Genomic DNA, 17,959 nt, shown 5'->3' on the forward strand with positions numbered 1-17,959 from the left:
GCAACCAAGGAAGCGGCATGGATCTTCATGATTTGAACGACGCTACACGCGCAGCAATGATCATCGAGATCGAAGCGGACATCGAGAGCGGCAGCCTCTTCGTGAGTCGACGCCTAAACGGCACTGGCATGAGCCGGTGGCCTCTGATTTTGATTGACGCCGCAAGGACTGGCGATCCAGAGTCACTGGCGTTCTGCATACGCGGCGAGGGTTTGCTTGTCGATCTAGAAATCTCTCACCGAAACGGCAAACCGTACGAGAAGAAAGTCCCCGTCAATGCTGCTGAAACCTTGGCGCAAGGGGAGTTTGTTCGGTTTTACATGAGAGCTGTTTGCATCCAAGCATTAAGTGCAGGAACGAAGGTTCGAGTGTATCGCGCAAAGTCCGTCATGAACCATCGACGCGAATCCGAAGCCAAGATCGGGAGTGTTGTCGACCCGACCGAGCTGCTTGCGGACTTACGACGCAACGTCGGAATGGATACATTTCTCGGACTACCACCTGGACCTAACTCCGGCCTTTGCGTTCGCCTGATCTGACGCAAGATAGCCGGTGGTTGACGAGATTTAGTGAGTGCACCTGCCTGGGAGTACCTAGAAACGGCGCTGCCCCGACCTCCGGTGAGGAAGTCGGGGCAGCGCCGCGTTACGCGTACGTCAGCTGCAGCCGCTGGTGGAGCCGCAGCCCTCGCAGACGTAGCAGCTACCGGCGGGGCGCATCTTCGTACCGCAGGTGAAGCAGAGCGGCGCGTCGGCGGCCTTGCCGATCACGGCCTCCAGCAGTTCGGTGCTGGAACCCACGCTCGGGGCCGGCTTGGCGACGGCCACGTCGGCCATCTCCTGGGCCGGCTGAGCGACGGCCTCGGTCCTGGCCGGGGCCTCGACCGGTGCCGACGACGCCATCGCGGTGAGTTCCGCGCCGGTGACGGCGGCGGCCTCCGCGTCGGCCTCGGCCCGCAGCTGGGCGGCCCGCTCGCTGGCGGTGAAGATGCCCAGCTCGGCGCGGCGCTCGTAGGGCAGGAAGTCCAGTGCCAGGCGACGGAAGATGTAGTCCATCACCGAGGCCGCCATCCGCACGTCCGGGTCGTCGGTCATGCCGGCCGGCTCGAAGCGCATGTTGGTGAACTTGCTGACGAACGTCTCCAGCGGCACGCCGTACTGCAGGCCGATGCTGATGGCCACCGAGAAGGCGTCCATCACGCCGGCCAGGGTGGAGCCCTGCTTGGACATCTTGAGGAAGACCTCGCCGAGGCCGTCGTCCGGGTAGGACGACGCGGTGAGGTAGCCCTCGGCGCCACCGACGGAGAAGCTGACCGTCTCGGACGTGCGCTTCTTCGGCAGGCGCTTACGCACCGGCCGGTACTCGATGACCTTCTCCACCGCGGCCGGCGCGGCGGCTGCGGTCTCGACGGCGGCCGGCGTGGTGGCCTTCTTGGACTTGGCCACCGAGAGCGGCTGGCCGACCTTGCAGTTGTCCCGGTAGATCGCCAGCGCCTTGAGGCCGAGCTTCCAGCCCTCGAAGTAGATCTTCTCGACGTCCTCGACGGTGGCCGCCTCCGGCATGTTGACCGTCTTGGAGATGGCGCCGGAGACGAACGGCTGGATCGCCGCCATCATCCGCACGTGGCCCATCGGGGCGATCGACCGCTCGCCCATCGCGCAGTCGAACACCGCGTAGTGCTCCGGCTTGAGGCCCGGGGCGTCCACCACGTGGCCGTGGTCGGCGATGTGCTCGATGATCGCCTCGACCTGCTCCTCGGGGTAGCCGAGGCTGCGCAGGGCGCGCGGCACCGTCTGGTTGACGATCTGCATCGAGCCGCCGCCGACCAGCTTCTTGAACTTGACCAGCGCCAGGTCCGGCTCCACGCCGGTCGTGTCGCAGTCCATCATGAAGCCGATCGTGCCGGTCGGGGCGAGGACGCTGGCCTGCGCGTTGCGCCAGCCGAACTTGTCACCGATCTTGTTGCCCTGGGTCCACTGCTTGGTCGCCTCACGGACGATCGCGGTGGCCACCGGGCTGGTCGGCTTGATCTCGTCGTTGGCCGCGGCGTGCTTGCGCATGACCCGCTTGTGCGGCTCGGCGTTGCGGGCGTAGCCGTCGTACGGGCCGACGACGCCGGCCAGCTCGGCGGAGCGGCGGTAGGCGGTGCCGGTCATCAGCGACGTGATCGACGCGGCGACCGAGCGGCCCTGGTCCGAGTCGTACGGCAGGCCGGTGGCCATCAACAGGGCGCCCAGGTTGGCGTAGCCGATGCCGAGCTGCCGGTAGGCGCGGGTGGTCTCACCGATCTTCTCGGTCGGGAAGTCGGCGAAGCAGATCGAGATGTCCATCGCGGTGATGACGAACTCGACGGACTTGACGAACTTCTCCACCTCGAAGCCGCCGTCGGCCCGGAGGAACTTCATGAGGTTGAGCGAGGCGAGGTTGCACGAGGAGTTGTCCAGGTGCAGGTACTCCGAGCACGGGTTCGACGCGGTGATCCGCCCGGTCTCCGGGCAGGTGTGCCAGTCGTTGATCGTGTCGTCGTACTGCAGGCCGGGGTCGGCGCACTCCCAGGCGGCCTGGGAGATGGTGCGGAACAACTTCTTGGCGTCCACGGTGTCGATCACCGAGCCGTCCAGGCGACCGCGCAGGTCAAAGCCGCCGCCGTTCTGCACGGCGGTCATGAACTCGTCCGAGACGCGGACCGAGTTGTTGGCGTTCTGGTACTGCACGCTGACGATGTCGGAGCCGCCGAGGTCCATGTCGAACCCGGCGTCGCGCAGCGCGCGGATCTTGTCCTCCTCGCGCGCCTTGGTCGCCACGAACTCCTCGATGTCCGGGTGGTCCACGTCGAGGATGACCATCTTGGCCGCGCGCCGGGTGGCGCCACCGGACTTGATGGTGCCGGCGGAGGCGTCCGCGCCGCGCATGAAGCTGACCGGGCCGGAGGCGGTGCCGCCGGAGGAGAGCAGTTCCTTGGAGGAACGGATCCGGGAGAGGTTGACCCCGGCCCCCGAGCCGCCCTGGAAGATCCGCCCCTCCTCCTTGTACCAGTCGAGGATGGAGTCCATCGAGTCGTCGACGGAGAGGATGAAGCAGGCGCTGACCTGCTGCGGCGACGGCGTGCCGACGTTGAACCAGACCGGCGAGTTGAAGCTGAACACCTGGTTCAGCAGCATCCAGGTCAGCTCGTGGGCGAAGACCTCGGCGTCCGCCGGGCTGGCGAAGTAGCCGTACTCCTCGCCGGCGGTGCGGTAGGTGGTGACCACCCGGTCGATCAGCTGCTTGAGCGACCACTCCCGCTCCGGGGTCCCCACCGCGCCCCGGAAGTACTTGGTGGTCACGATGTTCGCCGCGTTGACGCTCCACGACTCCGGGAACTCAACCCCACGCTGCTCGAAGTTGATCGAGCCGTCCCGCCAGTTCGTCATCACGACGTCGCGGCGCTCCCAGGACACCTCGTCGTACGGGTGGACCCCCTCCGTCGTCCACACCCGCTCGATCTTCAGCCCCGCGCCTGCCTTGTTCCGTGAACGGCTCGTTGTCACGCCGTCGCCCCCCTCGTCTGCGCGGTCACCCACCGCGCGTCCTGATCTTTCGAAAAACAGTGAAGTCAACTGGTACGGCCGGCGGCCTCAACCGCGTCGGCCCGGCCCTGCTCCCGGGCTCGCGCCACGGCCCGCAACGTCTCGATCTCGCGCTCAAAGTCGGCGAGCGAGTCGAAGGAGCGGTAGACGCTGGCGAACCGCAGGTAGGCGATCTCGTCCAGGTCGCGCAGCGGGCCCAGGATCGCCAGGCCCACCTCGTGACTGGGGATCTCGGCGGCCCCCTTGGCCCGGACGGTCTCCTCCACGCGCTGCGCCAGCAGCGCGAGTGAGTCGTCGTCCACCGGCCGGCCCTGGCACGCCTTGCGCACCCCGCCGATGATCTTCGTACGACTGAACGGCTCGGTCACCCCGCTGCGCTTGACCACCGCGAGGACCGCCTCCTCGACGGTGGTGAACCGCTTGCCGCACTCCGGGCAGGAGCGCCGCCGCCGGATGAGCTGGCCGTCGTCGGCCTCCCGCGAGTCGACCACGCGGGAGTCGGCGTGCCGGCAGTACGGACACCGCATCGCCCAACCTCCAAAATCATGATCAACCGCGGACACTCCGGGCACTCCCGGACACGGCTCGCCACGGCGGCACCACCCTCGGGTGACGCCCGCCGTGATCAACGTTACGGGAGTGCGGTCGGTAGTCGAACCCAACCTGTAGGCAACTTACGCCCGTGTCACTACTACATCTAGGGGTTGACCGTATGTCGCTGGTGAACCCGGGTCAAGTCGACCGGCGTGTCCGGCGCGTCACGGACCATCCGGTCATCCGCATCTGCCACCTCACCGCAGAACCAACGCCGGGAACCCGCCCTGGTTACCGGCCGCACGGCCGGAACGCCCCGGAAAACAGCCACCGATCGAACATCCGTGCTACTCGACGTACCATTTATCAGAACATCCGTACGACCGGAGCGGTTTTTCACCCCGACACGCCGGTGAGAGGTCGTACAGATGTTTGAAAATGACCGATCTCACCTATACGGTCATGAACAACATGGCACCACCGCACGCACCACGAGCCGACGAGGCACCCAGCGCCGACCAGGGAGGACGGACGTGACCGAAGACCGGGCCAGCCGGCCGAAGAGCCCGCAGCAGATCACCGAGGCGGGCCCGCCGGCCACCCGACGCCGCAGCGCCGCGCGCAGCCGGACGGGTCAGCCCGCCGTGCGCCCGGTCACCCCGGTGGTCAGCGCCTTCCCCGACCCCGCGACGGTCGACCTGACCGCCCGCCAGCGCCGCATCCTGGAGTTCATCCGCACCTGGGTCGAGCGGCACGGCTACCCGCCGAGCGTCCGGGAGATCGGCGAGGCGGTCGGCCTGGTGTCCCCGTCGAGCGTCGCCTACCAGCTCAAGGAGCTGGAGAAGAAGGGCTTCCTCCGCCGCGACCCCAACCGGCCCCGAGCGGTGGACGTCCGTGCCCCCAGCGAGGCCATCGACGACGAGTTGTCCCGCGCCCAACGGCCCACCCCGGCGTACGTGCCGATGCTCGGCCGCATCGCCGCCGGTGGGCCGATCCTCGCCGAGCAGGCAGTGGAGGACATCTTCCCCCTGCCCCGCGAGCTGGTCGGCGAGGGCGAGGTGTTCATGCTCCAGGTCAAGGGTGACTCGATGCTCGACGCGGCGATCTGCGACGGCGACTGGGTGGTCGTCCGGCAGCAGCCGACGGCCGACTCGGGCGAGATCGTGGCCGCCATGCTCGACGGCGAGGCCACCGTCAAGACCTACCGGCGACGCGACGGGCACGTCTGGCTGATGCCGCAGAACCCCGCCTTCGACCCGATCCCCGGCGACGACGCCACCATCATGGGCCGGGTTGTGGCGGTGCTCCGCCGGATCTGACCGGCCGGCGCGCGGGTGAGTGGCCCCACCGCGCTCACCCGCGCGGCCGGACCGATGCGCTGACCGTGTCAGTAGCGGTCGCCCCGCTGGCCACGGCCGCCCCCGGGATACTGCCCGTACGGGTCGCCGGGCACGTCGCCGTCCCGCCGACGGCCGGGCCGCTGGCCCCGGTAGTCCGGCTCCTGCCCACCGCGCCGTGGCGGCTCCGCCCGACCGCCGCCGGGCTGACCACCACCGCCGCCGTACACCCCGCCGCCCGGTCGGCCACCGGCACCGCCGGGTGGACCTCCGGGGCCGCCGGCACGGCCGCCACCGTAGACACCGCCCCCGACCGGAGCACCGCCGCCACCACCGCCGGGGCGGGCGGGGCCGTAACCGCCGCCACCCCCCTCACCGGCTGGGCGCGCACCGCCGCCGCCGTACACGGCACCGCCAGCAGGAGCGGGACCGCCCCGGCCGGAACCACCGCCGTAGACGCCGCCATCGGCCGCCGCCCCGCCGTACACGCCGGTGCCGGGACGGCCACCGCCGGGCGGGGCGCCCTCGTCCCGCCCTGCGCCGCGCCGGTCGTCCCGGTCATCCGTCGAGTCCGAATCGTCGGCCGCCGGTGGCCGGCGGCGGGCCCGCAGGATGCCGACGATGCCGGCGCCGACGAGCAGCAGACCGAGCACGCCGACCGCGCCCACGAGGTAGGTGATGTCATCGAGACTGAGCCCGTCGATCCAGGACTTCTCGGCGGCCGGGTTGGCACCCCCGGGAGCGGCAACGGGCGCGGCCACGCTGTTGGACGGCGTGTAGCTCAGAATGTCGACGGGCTCGTCCGCGGTGAGCTGCCCGCCGTCGGAGACGGTGACGAAGGTCTTCCCGTCCGGGGTGTAGGAGATCGCCTCACCGAACGGGTCGGCCAGTGGCGTCACCCGCGGCTTGCCGGTGGTGAGCGCCCCGACGATGTTGCCGTCGGTCACGTCGTACTCGAAGGCGTCCGCGTACGTCCGGACGACGACGCGGCTGCCGTCCGGCGATCGGGCGGCCCCGGTGACCGCGAGCCGCCCGTAGACGCTGAGCGGGTTCTCCGTGGTGGTCTTCGGCAGCTTGATCTCGCCGACCTTCTTCATCGGCACCGGCGCGGTGTCGCCGTTCTTCAGCTTCGCCGTCGGGGTGTAGATCTCCGCGTTGCCGCTCGACACCTTGGTGATGATCAGCGGAAGGCCGTCGGCCCCCACCAGCAACGCCTCGGCGTCGTGCGGCTTGTTCTCGGGGTAGGAGAGCCGGTGCAGCACGGGCTGCTTCGTACCGGTGATCGGCATGGTCCAGACCGCGATCCGCGACCGCCGCTCCTTGTTGGTGGTGTTGTCGCCGATGTCACCGATCCACAGGGTGTCGCCCTTCGGCGACACGGCGAGGTCCTCGGTGTCGAACGGCCCCTGACCCGAGTAGCGGACCGGCTCCTTGACGACCTTGCACTTGCTGTCGAGGAAGAAGATCCGTTTGCGCGCCTCAACCTCGGTGCCGTCGTTGATGACGATGTAGCCGGTCTTGGTCGCTACCAGCCCGGACAGCTCCCGCAGCCGCTCGTCGGTGACCGAGCAGCGCTTCTTGCCAGGGGTGGCGCCGGGCGGCTGGGATGATCCGGGAGCGGGAGCGGCTACGGCGACTCCGGCCAGCGCCACGGTTGCCCCGAGCAGGCCGAGGGCAACCGTGACCGAGGAAACAACGCGGCGCATTCGGCCAGTGTCGCATGCCGCGCGTTTCCGGTGGATGACGCCGGGGCCGCTCAGGGCCGGCTGCCGACCGCCTGGCCCTCGCGCTGCACGTCGAACGGCGCCAGCTCGGCGGCGAGCGCCGCGCTGACCCGAACGTGCAGCAGGGTGCCCTCCGGTAGGTGCGACGTACTGAGCACCTCGCCCGTGCGGTGCACCCGGGACACCAGGTCACCCCGGTCGTACGGCAGCACGGCCCGGACCTCCACGGCGGGTTGCGGCAGCCGCTCCTCGATCGCCGCCCGCAGGGCGTCGATCCCCCGCCCCGAGTACGCCGAGACGAAGATCGCCTCGGGCCAGAGTCGCTTGAGCCGCAGCAGCGCGTCCTCGTCGGCCGCGTCGGTCTTGTTGACCACCAGCAGCTCGGGCAGCCGGTCCGCGCCCACCTCGGCGAGCACCTCGTGCACCGCCCGGACCTGCTCCTCCGGATCCGGGTGGGTGCCGTCGACGACGTGCACCACCAGGTCCGCCTCCGCGACCTCCTCCAGCGTCGAGCGGAACGCCTCGACGATCTGGTGCGGCAGGTGCCGGACGAAGCCCACCGTGTCGGAGAGCGTGTAGAGCCGCCCGTCCGAGGTGGTGGCCTTGCGGGTGGTCGGGTCGAGCGTCGCGAAGAGCGCGTTCTCCACCAGCACGCCCGCGCCGGTCAGTCGGTTGAGCAGGCTGGACTTGCCGGCGTTGGTGTAGCCGGCGATGGCCACGGCGGGCACGGAGTTGCGGGTGCGACGGGCGCGCTTGGTGACGCGTACCGTGCGCATGCTCTTGATCTCGCGACGCAGCCGGGAGATGCGGTGACGGATGCGCCGACGGTCGGTCTCCAGCTTGGTCTCACCGGGACCACGCACACCCACACCGCCGCCCGCGCCGCCGCCGCGACCGCTACCACCGGTCTGGCGGGAGAGCGTCTCACCCCAACCGCGCAGTCGGGGCAGCAGGTATTGCAGCTGGGCCAGCTCGACCTGCGCCTTACCTTCCTTGCTCTTGGCGTGCTGGGCGAAGATGTCGAGGATCAGCGCCGTCCGGTCGACAACCTTGACCTTGGTGCGCTGCTCCAGGTTGCGCAGCTGCGACGGCGACAGCTCACCGTCACAGATGACCGTGTCGGCGCCGGTGGACAGCACCACCGCGCCAAGATCGTCGACCTTGCCGCGACCGATGTACGTGGCCGGGTCGGGTCGGGTACGACGCTGGATCAGCCCTTCGAGCACCTGCGAGCCGGCGGTCTCGGCCAGCGCGGCCAGCTCGGTCAGGGAATTCTCCGCGTCGGTGACCGTGCCCTCGGTCCAGACGCCCACCAGGACGACCCGCTCCAGTCGCAGCTGGCGGTATTCCACCTCGGTGACGTCGGTGAGCTCGGTTGACAGGCCCGGAACGCGTCGCAGGGACTGTCGCTCCGACAGCTCCATCTCGCCAGTGGTGACGTCGTCGAACTCGTCCTCGACGGGGACGAAGCTCTCCTGGTCTCGCAAGCGGTTCTCCTGTCCGAAATGATGAGTAGAACGTAATCCTGACATGGCACAACGCCGAACGCACCTGCTATATGCCCGTGCTGGAGGTCGCCAAAAGTGGGGGCGAATACCGGTCGACCTCGACAACCCGGTAGAAATGCGGGGGCGGCGGCCGACCGGCCGCACAGCCGTGACGGAGGGACCCCGTGGCCATCACCCGACTGCCGAGCGCCGGATTCTCGATCACCATCCGGATCGCCGTGACCGCGGACGCGTCCTCGATCGGCCGGCTCACCACCTCCGTCGGCGAGGCCGGAGCGATCGTCACGGCGCTGGACGTGGTGGACTCGGACCCGACCAACGTGATCGTCGACCTGACCTGCGACACCGCCGACGCCGGTCACGCCGACCAGGTGGTCGAGGCGCTGACCGCGCTCGACGGCGTGGACGTGCGCAAGGTGTCGGACCGCACCTTCCTCCTGCACCTCGGCGGCAAGATCGAGGTGACCTCCAAGGTCGCGCTGCGCAACCGTGACGAGCTGTCCCGGGCGTACACCCCGGGGGTGGCCCGGGTCTGCATGGCGATCGCCGAGAACCCGGCGGACGCCCGACGGCTGACGATCAAGCGCAACACGGTGGCGGTGGTCAGCGACGGCTCCGCGGTGCTCGGGCTGGGCAACCTGGGCCCGGCCGCGTCGCTGCCGGTGATGGAGGGCAAGGCCGCGCTGTTCAAGCGCTTCGGCGGGGTGGACGCCTGGCCGGTCGTGCTGGACACGCAGGACACCGACGAGATCGTGCAGATCGTCAAGGCGATCGCGCCCGCGTACGGCGGGATCAACCTGGAGGACATCGCCGCGCCGCGCTGCTTCGAGATCGAGGCCCGGCTGCGCGAGGCGCTGGACATCCCGGTCTTTCACGACGATCAGCACGGCACCGCGATCTGCGTGCTGGCCGCGCTGACCAACGCGCTGCGCGTCGTGGGCAAGCAGCTCGCGGACGTCCGGGTCGTCGTCTCCGGCGCCGGCGCGGCGGGCACCGCGATCATGAAGCTGCTGCTGCGCCAGGGCGTCGGCGACATCATCGCGTACGACCGCCAGGGCGCCCTGCACCGCGGGCTGACCGACCTCAACCCGGCCTGGCAGTGGCTGGCGGAGAACACCAACAAGGAGAACTACGCGGGCGACCTGCCCGGCGCGATCCGGGGCGCCGACGTGTTCATCGGGGTCAGCGCGCCGAACCTGCTCACCGGCGACGACATCGCCGGCATGGCGAAGGACGCCATCGTCTTCGCGCTGGCCAACCCGGACCCGGAGGTCGACCCCCGGGAGGCGCGCAAGTACGCCGCGGTGGTCGCCACCGGCCGCTCGGACCAGCCCAACCAGATCAACAACGTGCTCGCCTTCCCCGGCGTGTTCCGCGGGATGCTTGACGCGCACGCCGAGGAGTTCACCGAGGAGATGGCGATCGCGGCCGCCCGGGCCATCGCCGACGTCGTCGGTGAGGAGAAGATCAACCCGACGGTGATCGTGCCGAGCGTCTTCGACTCGCGGGTCGCCCCGGCGGTCGCGGCCGCCGTCCGGGCCGCCGCGAACAACCCCAGCCCTCTCCCGGCAGCCGACCCGGGCCCCACCGACCTCCCCGAGATCGCGGCCAACGCCAGCGCCACCCCGTAACGCACGAACCGCCGGGCACCCGACCCCGCCCCTCCGTCGATCATGAAGTTATTGCCATGACACGCCGAGCAGGCTGGCAATAACTTCATGATCGACGCGGCGCGCCCGCGATGTGGGCGCGGTGGGTCAGAGGAGGGGGTGGGTTGGGTTGGTCAGCGCGGAAAGGCTGATCTCGCCCGTTGCCACCAGGACGGCGGGGCCGGACAGCCAGCAGGAGTTCTCGGTGACCGTCACCGTCAGGCGGCCGCCGGGGACGTCGACGGCGACCACACCGGTGTCGCGGCCGGCGTCGCGCAGGGCCACCGCGCCCACCGCGCAGGCACCGGTGCCGCAGGACAGGGTCTCGGCGCTGCCACGCTCGTACACCCGCATCAGGGAGTGCCCGTCGGTGCCGTCGACCGGGTCGCCCGCCACGATGAACTCCACGTTGACGCCGGCCGGGAAGACCTCAGGGTCGAACCCGGGCGCGACGGTGAGATCCAGCGCGGCCAACTCCACGCCCGCCGGCAGGACACAGACCAGGTGCGGGTTGCCGATGTCCACAGCCGTGCCGGGCAGGGTCAGCCCGCCCAGGGTGGCGGTCGAGGAGCCGTACACCTGGGGGCGGCGCATCTCGACGGACACGGCGTCGCCCTCGACCAGCGCGCGCACGACGCCGGCCCGGGTGGCCACCGGCAACGCCGCGCCGGCCGGCGTGGCCAGATCGTTGTCGAGCAGGTAGCGCACGAAGACCCGCGCGCCGTTGCCGCACATCTCGGCGAACGAACCGTCGGCGTTCCAGTAGTCCATGAACCACTCGGCCTCGCCGGCCAGCCCGGCGCCGTCCGGATGCTTGGCCGCCCGGACGACCCGCAGCACGCCGTCCGCGCCGATGCCCCGCCGCCGGTCGCAGAGCGCCGCGACCAGCTCCGGGGTCAGGTCGAGCTGACCGTCCGGGTCGGGCAGGAGGACGAAGTCGTTGCCGGTGCCGTGGCCCTTGGTGAACTCCACGCCCCCATCATCGCGCAGCGGCCGGCACCAGACGCAGCGCGGCCCCGATCAGGTCCGGCGTCGCCGAGTCCAGCCACTGGATCCGCGGGTCGCGCCGGAACCAGGACCGCTGCCGCCGGACGAAGCGCCGGGTGGCCCGGACGGTCTCGTCGTGCGCCTGCGCCTCGGTCAGCTCACCGTCGAGCAGGCGCAGGACCTGCTGGTAGCCGAGCGCCCGGCTGGCCGTTCGTCCCTCTGCCAGCCCTCGACCCACCAGCTCACGGGTCTCGGGCACCAGACCGTCGGCCCACATCCGGTCCACCCGCAGCGCGATCCGCTCGTCCAGCAGCCCGGTGTCCAGGTCGACGCCGAGCTGCACCGACGGGTAGTACGGGGTCGGCTGCGGCAGTGACGCGGCGAACGGCGCGCCGGTCAGCTCGATCACCTCGAGGGCCCGCACGATCCGCCGGCCGTTGCCGGGCAGGATGCCCTCGGCGGCCACCGGGTCGGCGGCGCGCAGCCGCGCGTACAGCGGAGCCGGGCCGACCTCGGCCAACTCCCGTTCCAGCCGCTCGCGCAGCGCCGCGTCGGTGCCGGGGAACTCGAAGCGCTCCAGCACCGCCCGCACGTACAGCCCCGAGCCACCCACCAGCAGCGGCACCCGTCCCCGGGACAGGATGTCGTCCACGGCCGCGCGGGCCAGCCGCTGGTACTCCGCGACGCTGGCCGGCTCGGTGACCTCCCAGATGTCGAGCAGGTGGTGCGGCACCCCTTCCCGCTCGGCGGGGGTCAACTTGGCGGTGCCGATGTCCATGCCCCGGTAGAGCTGCATCGAGTCGGCGTTGACCACCTCCCCGTCCAGCGCGTGCGCGAGCGCGATGCTCAACGCCGACTTGCCCGCCGCCGTCGGGCCGACCACCGCCACGACCGTGCCGACCGGGACCGCTGCGCCGCCGGTCACGCCCGCTCCCAGGACGCCACGAAGTAGGCCACGCCGTAGGGGGCCGAGTCGTGCAGCAGCTCGCCGCGCCACCCCGCGCCGCTCGACCGGGCCGCCTCGGCGAGCACCTGCCACGACGCCCGGCCGGCGACCTTCAACTGCCCCGACAGACCCGCATCCAGGTCGCGCAGGGCGTCCAGGTCCGCCTCGGACAGGGCCGCGGCGACCCGCTTGTCGTACGGCAGGGCGCGCTGGTCGTCGTACCCGGGGGCCTTCTCCCCCCGGCAGGCCGACCCGTCGCCGAGCACCAGCAGTGCCACCCGCTCGCCCGCCGCGGCGACCTGCTCGGCGAGCGCGGCCACCTCCACCGGCCCGGCGTCGGCGGTCACCTGCACGGCGGTCACCGCCGCGGCGGCCACGGCGGGACGCACGGCGTGCCGGGCCAGCAGCCACGCGCCGACCGTCAGGCTCAACGGCAGCACCGCGCCCCGGTCCGGCTGACCGGGGATCAGGGGCACGTCCAGGTCGACGCCCCAGGGCTGCAGGGAACCGGTGGCCGGGGGCCGGATCGGGCCGGTCGACGGGCCGACGCCGAGCAGCACCACCGCGTCCGGATCGGCGGCCAGCAGTCGGCGTACGGCGAGGTCACAGGCCGCCCGCAGGTCGTCCAGTTCGCTGGCGGCGGCACCGGCAACCTCGGGCACGAGCAGGGGCGGATGCGGGCAGACAGCGGCGGCGACCAGTGGCACCCGTTCACCGTAGCGGGAATGCCCGGTGCGTCTCCGCGCCGATCCGGTCAATCAGGCTCTAGGACACCGTATGGTCACGGTCGGCGATAGGCGCTCGACGGGGACCGGGTCGGACCTGTGACAATGCCGGAAGTAACTTGGCTGCGCCGTGGCGGCGACGGGGGACGGCTCCCTCGACGCCGGGAGAACGAGGATGGGCACATGAGCGACTGGACTGCCTTCGGACGGGTGGACGCGGACGGCACCGTTTACGTCAAGACCTCCGAGGGCGAGCGGGTGGTCGGATCCTGGCAGGCGGGAGCACCGGAGGAGGGTCTCGCGCACTTCGCACGCCGCTTCGCCGACCTGGTCACCGAGGTGGACCTGACCGAAGCGCGGCTCAACTCGGGCGCGGCGGACGCCGGGCATTCGTTGAGCACGATTCGGCGGATCCGCACCACGCTGCCCGAGGCCCACGTGGTCGGCGACATCGACGCCCTGGCCGCTCGGCTGGACAAGCTGGCGACCCTTGCCGAGGAGAAGGCCGGGGAGGCCCGGGCCGCCCGGGACGCCGCACGCGTCGAAGCCCTGGCCCGCAAGACCGCGCTGGTCGAGGAGGCCGAGAAGCTCGCCGCCGAGTCCACCGGCTGGAAGACGGCCGGTGACCGGCTCAAGGACATCCTCGACGAGTGGAAGACCATTCGCGGGGTCGACAAGAAGGCCGACGGTGAGCTGTGGAAGCGGTTCGCCGCCGCACGGGACGGGTTCACCCGGCGTCGGGGCGCCCACTTCGCCTCGCTGGACGCGACGCGCAAGCAGGCGCAGACCGTCAAGGAAGAGCTGGTCGCCGAGGCCGAGAAGATCAAGGACTCCACCGAGTGGGCGGCCACGGCCAACCAGCTCAAGGAGCTGATGACGCAGTGGAAGGCCGCCCCGCGTGCCTCCAAGGAGGCCGAGCAGAAGCTCTGGGAACGGTTCCGGGCCGCGCAGGACGCCTTCTTCAGCCGGCGCAGCGAGGTCTTCTCCGCACGGGACAACGAGCAGCGCGGCAACCTGGAGCGTAAGCAGGCCCTGCTGGCCGAGGCCGAGGCCCTGGACATCGACGCTGACCCGAAGGGCGCCCAGGCCAAGCTGCGGGAGATCCAGGCCCAGTGGCACGAGGCTGGCCGGGTGCCCCGCGAGGCGGCCGCCGGGCTGGAGCGCCGGTTGCGGGTCATCGACGACAAGGTCCGCGACGTGATGGACTCGGCGTGGCGCCGCACCACCAAGGAGGACAATCCGCTGCTCGCCCAGATGCGGGCCCAGGTGGCGGAGGCCGAGGAGCGGCTGGCCCGGGCGCAGAGCGCCGGGGACGCCCGCCGGATCTCCGAGGCCGAGCAGGCCCTCGCCTCCAAGCGGCAGTTCCTCCAGCTCGCCGAGCAGGCCGGCTGAGCTGACGCTGTCCGAAAGCCCCCGGTCCCCGCAAGGGACCGGGGGCTCTCGCGTGTCCGGGAACGCCGCACGGCACGGGCGGGGCCGCGGGGCCGTGCAGTTGACGCATTGAGGCGGGCTGATGAGAATGGGCGACGGAGCCAGGTAGGGCCACCGGGACGAGGGCGACGACGGCGGGGCTCCGCTGTCGAGGATCGGCCGGTGAGCTTCCGCGAGTGTCCCCGTCCGCGTGACATGGACCGTCGCGCACTGTCCGCGTACCCCCAAGGGGCCGTGACGTGCCGACGGCAGCTCGCCCGCGCGGCCCATGGCCGACGCCGGGCCTTTGAAGTGGAGCTCGAATGGTCCGTCCCAAAGCTCTCGGCGGTGCGCTGACCGCGCTCGCCACCGTCGCGGCCGGCGTGTTCATCGCCACCGCCGTCAGCACCGCCCCGGCCTCCGCCGCGGGCACCGGCACCGGCTATCTGCACACGAACGGCAGCCAGATCGTGGACAGCACCGGCGCCACGGTCCGGTTGACCGGCATCAACTGGTTCGGCATGGAGACCGACAACAAGACCTTCCACGGGCTCTGGTCGAGCAATCCGTGGCGGGGGCAGCTCGACACGATGGCCCGGCTGGGCTACAACACGTTGCGGGTGCCGTACTCGAACGACGCGCTGAAGCCGGGCGCGACCGCCACCGGGATCAACGACTTCGTCAACCCGGACCTGATCGGGCTCTCGCCGTTGCAGATCCTGGACAAGGTGATCAACTACGCCGGCAGCAAGGGGATGCGGATCATCCTGGACCGGCACCGGCCGACGTCGGCCGGGCAGTCGCCGCTCTGGTACACGTCGACGGTCTCCGAGGCGACCTGGATCAACGACTGGAAGATGCTCGCCCAGCGGTACGCGGGCAATCCCACCGTGATCGGCGCGGACCTGCACAACGAGCCGCACGCCGAGGGGACCAACCCGGCGGCCACCGGCGCGTGCTGGGGCTGCGGCGACACCGCGCGGGACTGGCGGCTCGCCGCCGAGCGGGCCGGCAACGCCATCCTCGGTGTCCAGCCCAACTGGTTGATCTTCGTGGAGGGGGTGAGCTGCCCCAGTGGTGGCCTCTCCAACGTGTGGGACAACGACCCGAGCAACGACGAGGACTGCGGCTGGTGGGGCGGCAACCTGTCGAAGGCCGGCCAGTTCCCGGTACGGCTGAACGTGGCCAACCGGCTGGTCTACTCGCCGCACGAGTACGCCACGTCGGTCTACCGGCAGACCTGGTTCGACGCCCCCGACTATCCGGCGAACATGCCGGCCATCTGGGACAAGTACTTCGGTTACCTCTACAAGCAGAACATCGCCCCGATCATGATGGGTGAGTTCGGCAGCACCCTCGCCGACCCGAAGGACCGGGTGTGGCTGGAGAAGTTGATGGCGTACACCGGCACCGGGGTGACCGGGATGTCCTTCACCTACTGGTCGTGGAACCCCAACTCGGGTGACACCGGGGGCATCGCGCTGGACGACTGGACGAACATCAACACCACCAAGCAGGCGATCCTCCAGCCGTACCTGATAGCGCCGTCCGGTGGCGGACCCACCGGCGGGCCGACAGGTGGACCGACCGGCGGGCCGACGACCCCGCCCCCGGGCGCCTGCACGGCCACCTACCGGCAGGTAAACGCCTGGCAGGGCGGCTTCCAGGGTGAGCTGACCGTGAAGAACACCGGTACGGCCGCGGTCAACCCGTGGTCGGTGACCTGGAGTTGGCCGTCCGGCGTGACGCTGGGCAGTGGCTGGAACGCCACCGTCACCCAGTCGGGCACGACGGTCACCGCCGCCGCGCCCAGTCACGCGCCGTCCCTGGCGGCGGGGGCCTCGGTCACCGTGGGCTTCACCGCCAACGGCGCGGCCAGCGCCCCGGCAACCGTGAAGCTCAACGGCGCCGGCTGCTGAGTCGCCGGGGTGGCCGGTGCCCACGTCGTGGGCGCCGGCCACCCCGGGCATTTACATCCAGGTGCTTCTATGTTCTCATCGGGAAAGCGCTTGCCTCCGCAGTGGCCGGCGTGAGCGCGGGAGCCGCTTTCACCGAACTGCACCGGCGGGCCCGGGAGCCATGGGTCCCGGCCTACCTCGTCGCCCACGGGCATGGGCGTCGCGACGGTCCGTCCGCCTCATCGAGAGGAAGCAGCATGCGCACATCACAGCGTCGGATGACGCTGCTCGCCACCACCGCCGCCGCCACCGCGGCCCTGGTCACCGGCGGGCTCCTGACCGCCGTCTCGGCCCAGGCGGCCGCCGGCTGCCAGGTCGCCTACTCGGTCGCCAGCCAGTGGCCGGGCGGGTTCACCGGCAACGTCACGGTCACCAACCTCGGCGACCCGGTCTCCGGGTGGACGCTGCGCTGGTCGTACGGGGCCGGCCAGCAGGTCAGCCAGGCGTGGGGCGCCACCGTCACACAGAGCGGCGCTCAGGTTTCCGCCACCAACGTCGACTACAACGGCAACCTGGCCACCAACGGCAGCGCCTCGTTCGGCTTCAACGCGAGCTGGAACAACTCCAGCAACCCGGCCCCGACCAGCTTCACCCTGAACAACGTCGCCTGCACCGGCGGCAGCACCACCACCCCGACCACTCCGGGCACGCCGACCACACCGGGCACGCCGACCACCCCGCCGATCCCCAGCGATCCTCCACCGAGCGTCCCGCCGCAGACGGGCCTGGTCGGCTGGGCCACCCAGAACGGCGGCACCACCGGCGGTGGCGGCGCACCGGCCACCACCGTCACCAACGCCTCGGCGCTGACCAGCGCCCTGAACGCCACGGGCTCCGCCGTGATCCGCGTCTCCGGGACCATCTCCTGCTCGGGGATGCTGCGCGTCCGGTCCAACAAGACCATCCTCGGCAACTCCGGCGCGACAATCGTCGGCTGCGGACTCAACGTCAGCGGTGACCGCAACGTCATCATCCGGAACCTGACCTTCCGGGACTGGAACGACGACGCGATCAACGTGCAGGAGTCGGCCACCAACATCTGGATCGACCACAACACCTTCAGCAACGGGTACGACGGCGCTGTCGACATCAAGCGCGGGTCGGACTTCGTCACGGTGTCGTGGAACCGGGTCTTCAACCACGACAAGACCATGCTGCTCGGCCACAGCGACGACAACGGCGCGCAGGACACCGGCCACCTGCGGGTGACCTACCACCACAACTGGTTCGACGGCAGCAAGCAGCGCAACCCGCGGGTGCGCTTCGGCAACCCGGTGCACGTCTACAACAACTACTACCGGGCCAACACCGGCTACGGCGTGGCCTCCACCGAGAACGCCGGGGTGCTCGTCGAGGGCAACTACTTCGAGAACGTCCCGGACACGTACCACCTCGGCGAGGCCGACTCCGGGCCGGGCCGCCTGGTCGCCCGCAACAACTACTTCGTCAACTCGCCGGCCGGGCAGACCGGCGGCAGCGTCGCCAGCATCCCGTACTCGTACCAACTGGACACGGCGAGCACCGTCAAGTCCATCGTGACGGCTGGCGCCGGCGCCGGTCGGATCACGGTCTGACCGTGGGCCGGTCGGGGTCCGCCGTGCCGGCGGGCCCC

General features: G+C 70.6%; 13 protein-coding genes. 6 read left to right on the top strand and 7 right to left on the bottom strand.

Annotated features, from left to right (window positions below; translation table 11 throughout):
- Positions 1 to 17: 17 nt before the first annotated feature.
- On the top strand, positions 18 to 539 hold the full coding sequence (locus tag ACFYPR_RS24425) for a hypothetical protein (RefSeq protein ID WP_355064021.1): 522 nt from the start codon (positions 18 to 20) through the stop codon (positions 537 to 539).
- Between the two features lie 117 nt (positions 540 to 656).
- Here the strand turns inward: ACFYPR_RS24425 and ACFYPR_RS24430 are convergent, their stop codons facing one another.
- Entirely contained in the window at positions 657 to 3,563 is a 2,907-nt protein-coding gene (locus ACFYPR_RS24430; protein WP_354862362.1) for a vitamin B12-dependent ribonucleotide reductase, read from the bottom strand.
- 32 nt (positions 3,564 to 3,595) lie between these two features.
- On the bottom strand, positions 3,596 to 4,096 hold the full coding sequence (gene nrdR / locus ACFYPR_RS24435; protein WP_234587987.1) for a transcriptional regulator NrdR: 501 nt from the start codon (positions 4,094 to 4,096) through the stop codon (positions 3,596 to 3,598).
- A gap of 540 nt (positions 4,097 to 4,636) precedes the next feature.
- On the opposite strand from nrdR, the gene lexA reads away from it, so the two are divergent.
- Positions 4,637 to 5,422 carry a transcriptional repressor LexA gene (gene lexA / locus ACFYPR_RS24440; protein WP_091400540.1) on the top strand — a complete coding sequence of 262 codons (786 nt, stop codon included), beginning with the start codon at positions 4,637 to 4,639 and terminating at the stop codon, positions 5,420 to 5,422.
- Positions 5,423 to 5,490: 68 nt separating this feature from the next.
- Here lexA and ACFYPR_RS24445 read toward each other — a convergent pair whose 3' ends face one another.
- Both ACFYPR_RS24445 and hflX read right to left on the bottom strand, forming a co-directional pair.
- A complete protein-coding gene (locus tag ACFYPR_RS24445) occupies positions 5,491 to 7,146 on the bottom strand; it encodes a hypothetical protein (RefSeq protein WP_355064025.1) in 1,656 nt (551 codons plus the stop codon).
- A 50-nt stretch (positions 7,147 to 7,196) separates the two neighbouring features.
- Positions 7,197 to 8,651 (bottom strand): GTPase HflX, encoded by a 1,455-nt coding sequence (gene hflX / locus ACFYPR_RS24450; protein ID WP_354862366.1) that lies wholly within the window; start codon positions 8,649 to 8,651, stop codon positions 7,197 to 7,199.
- Between the two features lie 185 nt (positions 8,652 to 8,836).
- Between hflX and ACFYPR_RS24455 the strand changes: the two genes are divergently transcribed.
- Positions 8,837 to 10,303, top strand: coding sequence for an NAD-dependent malic enzyme (locus tag ACFYPR_RS24455; RefSeq protein WP_354862368.1), 1,467 nt, complete (start codon positions 8,837 to 8,839; stop codon positions 10,301 to 10,303).
- 126 nt (positions 10,304 to 10,429) lie between these two features.
- On the opposite strand, the gene dapF is transcribed toward ACFYPR_RS24455, so the two are convergent.
- Genes dapF through ACFYPR_RS24470 form a run of 3 tightly spaced genes read right to left on the bottom strand, consistent with a single transcriptional unit; the run spans position 10,430 to position 12,961 of the window.
- Entirely contained in the window at positions 10,430 to 11,293 is an 864-nt protein-coding gene (dapF, locus tag ACFYPR_RS24460; protein WP_355064026.1) for a diaminopimelate epimerase, read from the bottom strand.
- A 7-nt stretch (positions 11,294 to 11,300) separates the two neighbouring features.
- Complete coding sequence (miaA, locus tag ACFYPR_RS24465) at positions 11,301 to 12,233, bottom strand: tRNA (adenosine(37)-N6)-dimethylallyltransferase MiaA (protein WP_355064028.1); 933 nt, start codon at positions 12,231 to 12,233, stop codon at positions 11,301 to 11,303.
- Entirely contained in the window at positions 12,230 to 12,961 is a 732-nt protein-coding gene (locus ACFYPR_RS24470) for a class III extradiol dioxygenase subunit B-like domain-containing protein (protein ID WP_354863189.1), read from the bottom strand. The genes miaA and ACFYPR_RS24470 overlap by 4 nt, the downstream gene beginning before the upstream one ends.
- 201 nt (positions 12,962 to 13,162) lie before the next feature.
- Here ACFYPR_RS24470 and ACFYPR_RS24475 point away from each other — a divergent pair, with 201 nt between their 5' ends.
- The 3 genes from ACFYPR_RS24475 (at position 13,163) to ACFYPR_RS24485 (ending at position 17,921) form a co-directional block, all read left to right on the top strand.
- Positions 13,163 to 14,371, top strand: coding sequence for a DUF349 domain-containing protein (locus ACFYPR_RS24475; RefSeq protein ID WP_354863188.1), 1,209 nt, complete (start codon positions 13,163 to 13,165; stop codon positions 14,369 to 14,371).
- A gap of 341 nt (positions 14,372 to 14,712) precedes the next feature.
- Entirely contained in the window at positions 14,713 to 16,308 is a 1,596-nt protein-coding gene (locus ACFYPR_RS24480; RefSeq protein ID WP_354863187.1) for a cellulase family glycosylhydrolase, read from the top strand.
- A gap of 236 nt (positions 16,309 to 16,544) precedes the next feature.
- Positions 16,545 to 17,921, top strand: a complete 1,377-nt coding sequence (locus tag ACFYPR_RS24485; RefSeq protein ID WP_354862853.1) for a cellulose binding domain-containing protein — start codon at positions 16,545 to 16,547, stop codon at positions 17,919 to 17,921.
- The last annotated feature ends 38 nt before the right edge of the window (positions 17,922 to 17,959 follow it).

Source organism: Micromonospora sp. NPDC005254 (assembly GCF_042872525.1).
Lineage (GTDB): Bacteria > Actinomycetota > Actinomycetes > Mycobacteriales > Micromonosporaceae > Micromonospora.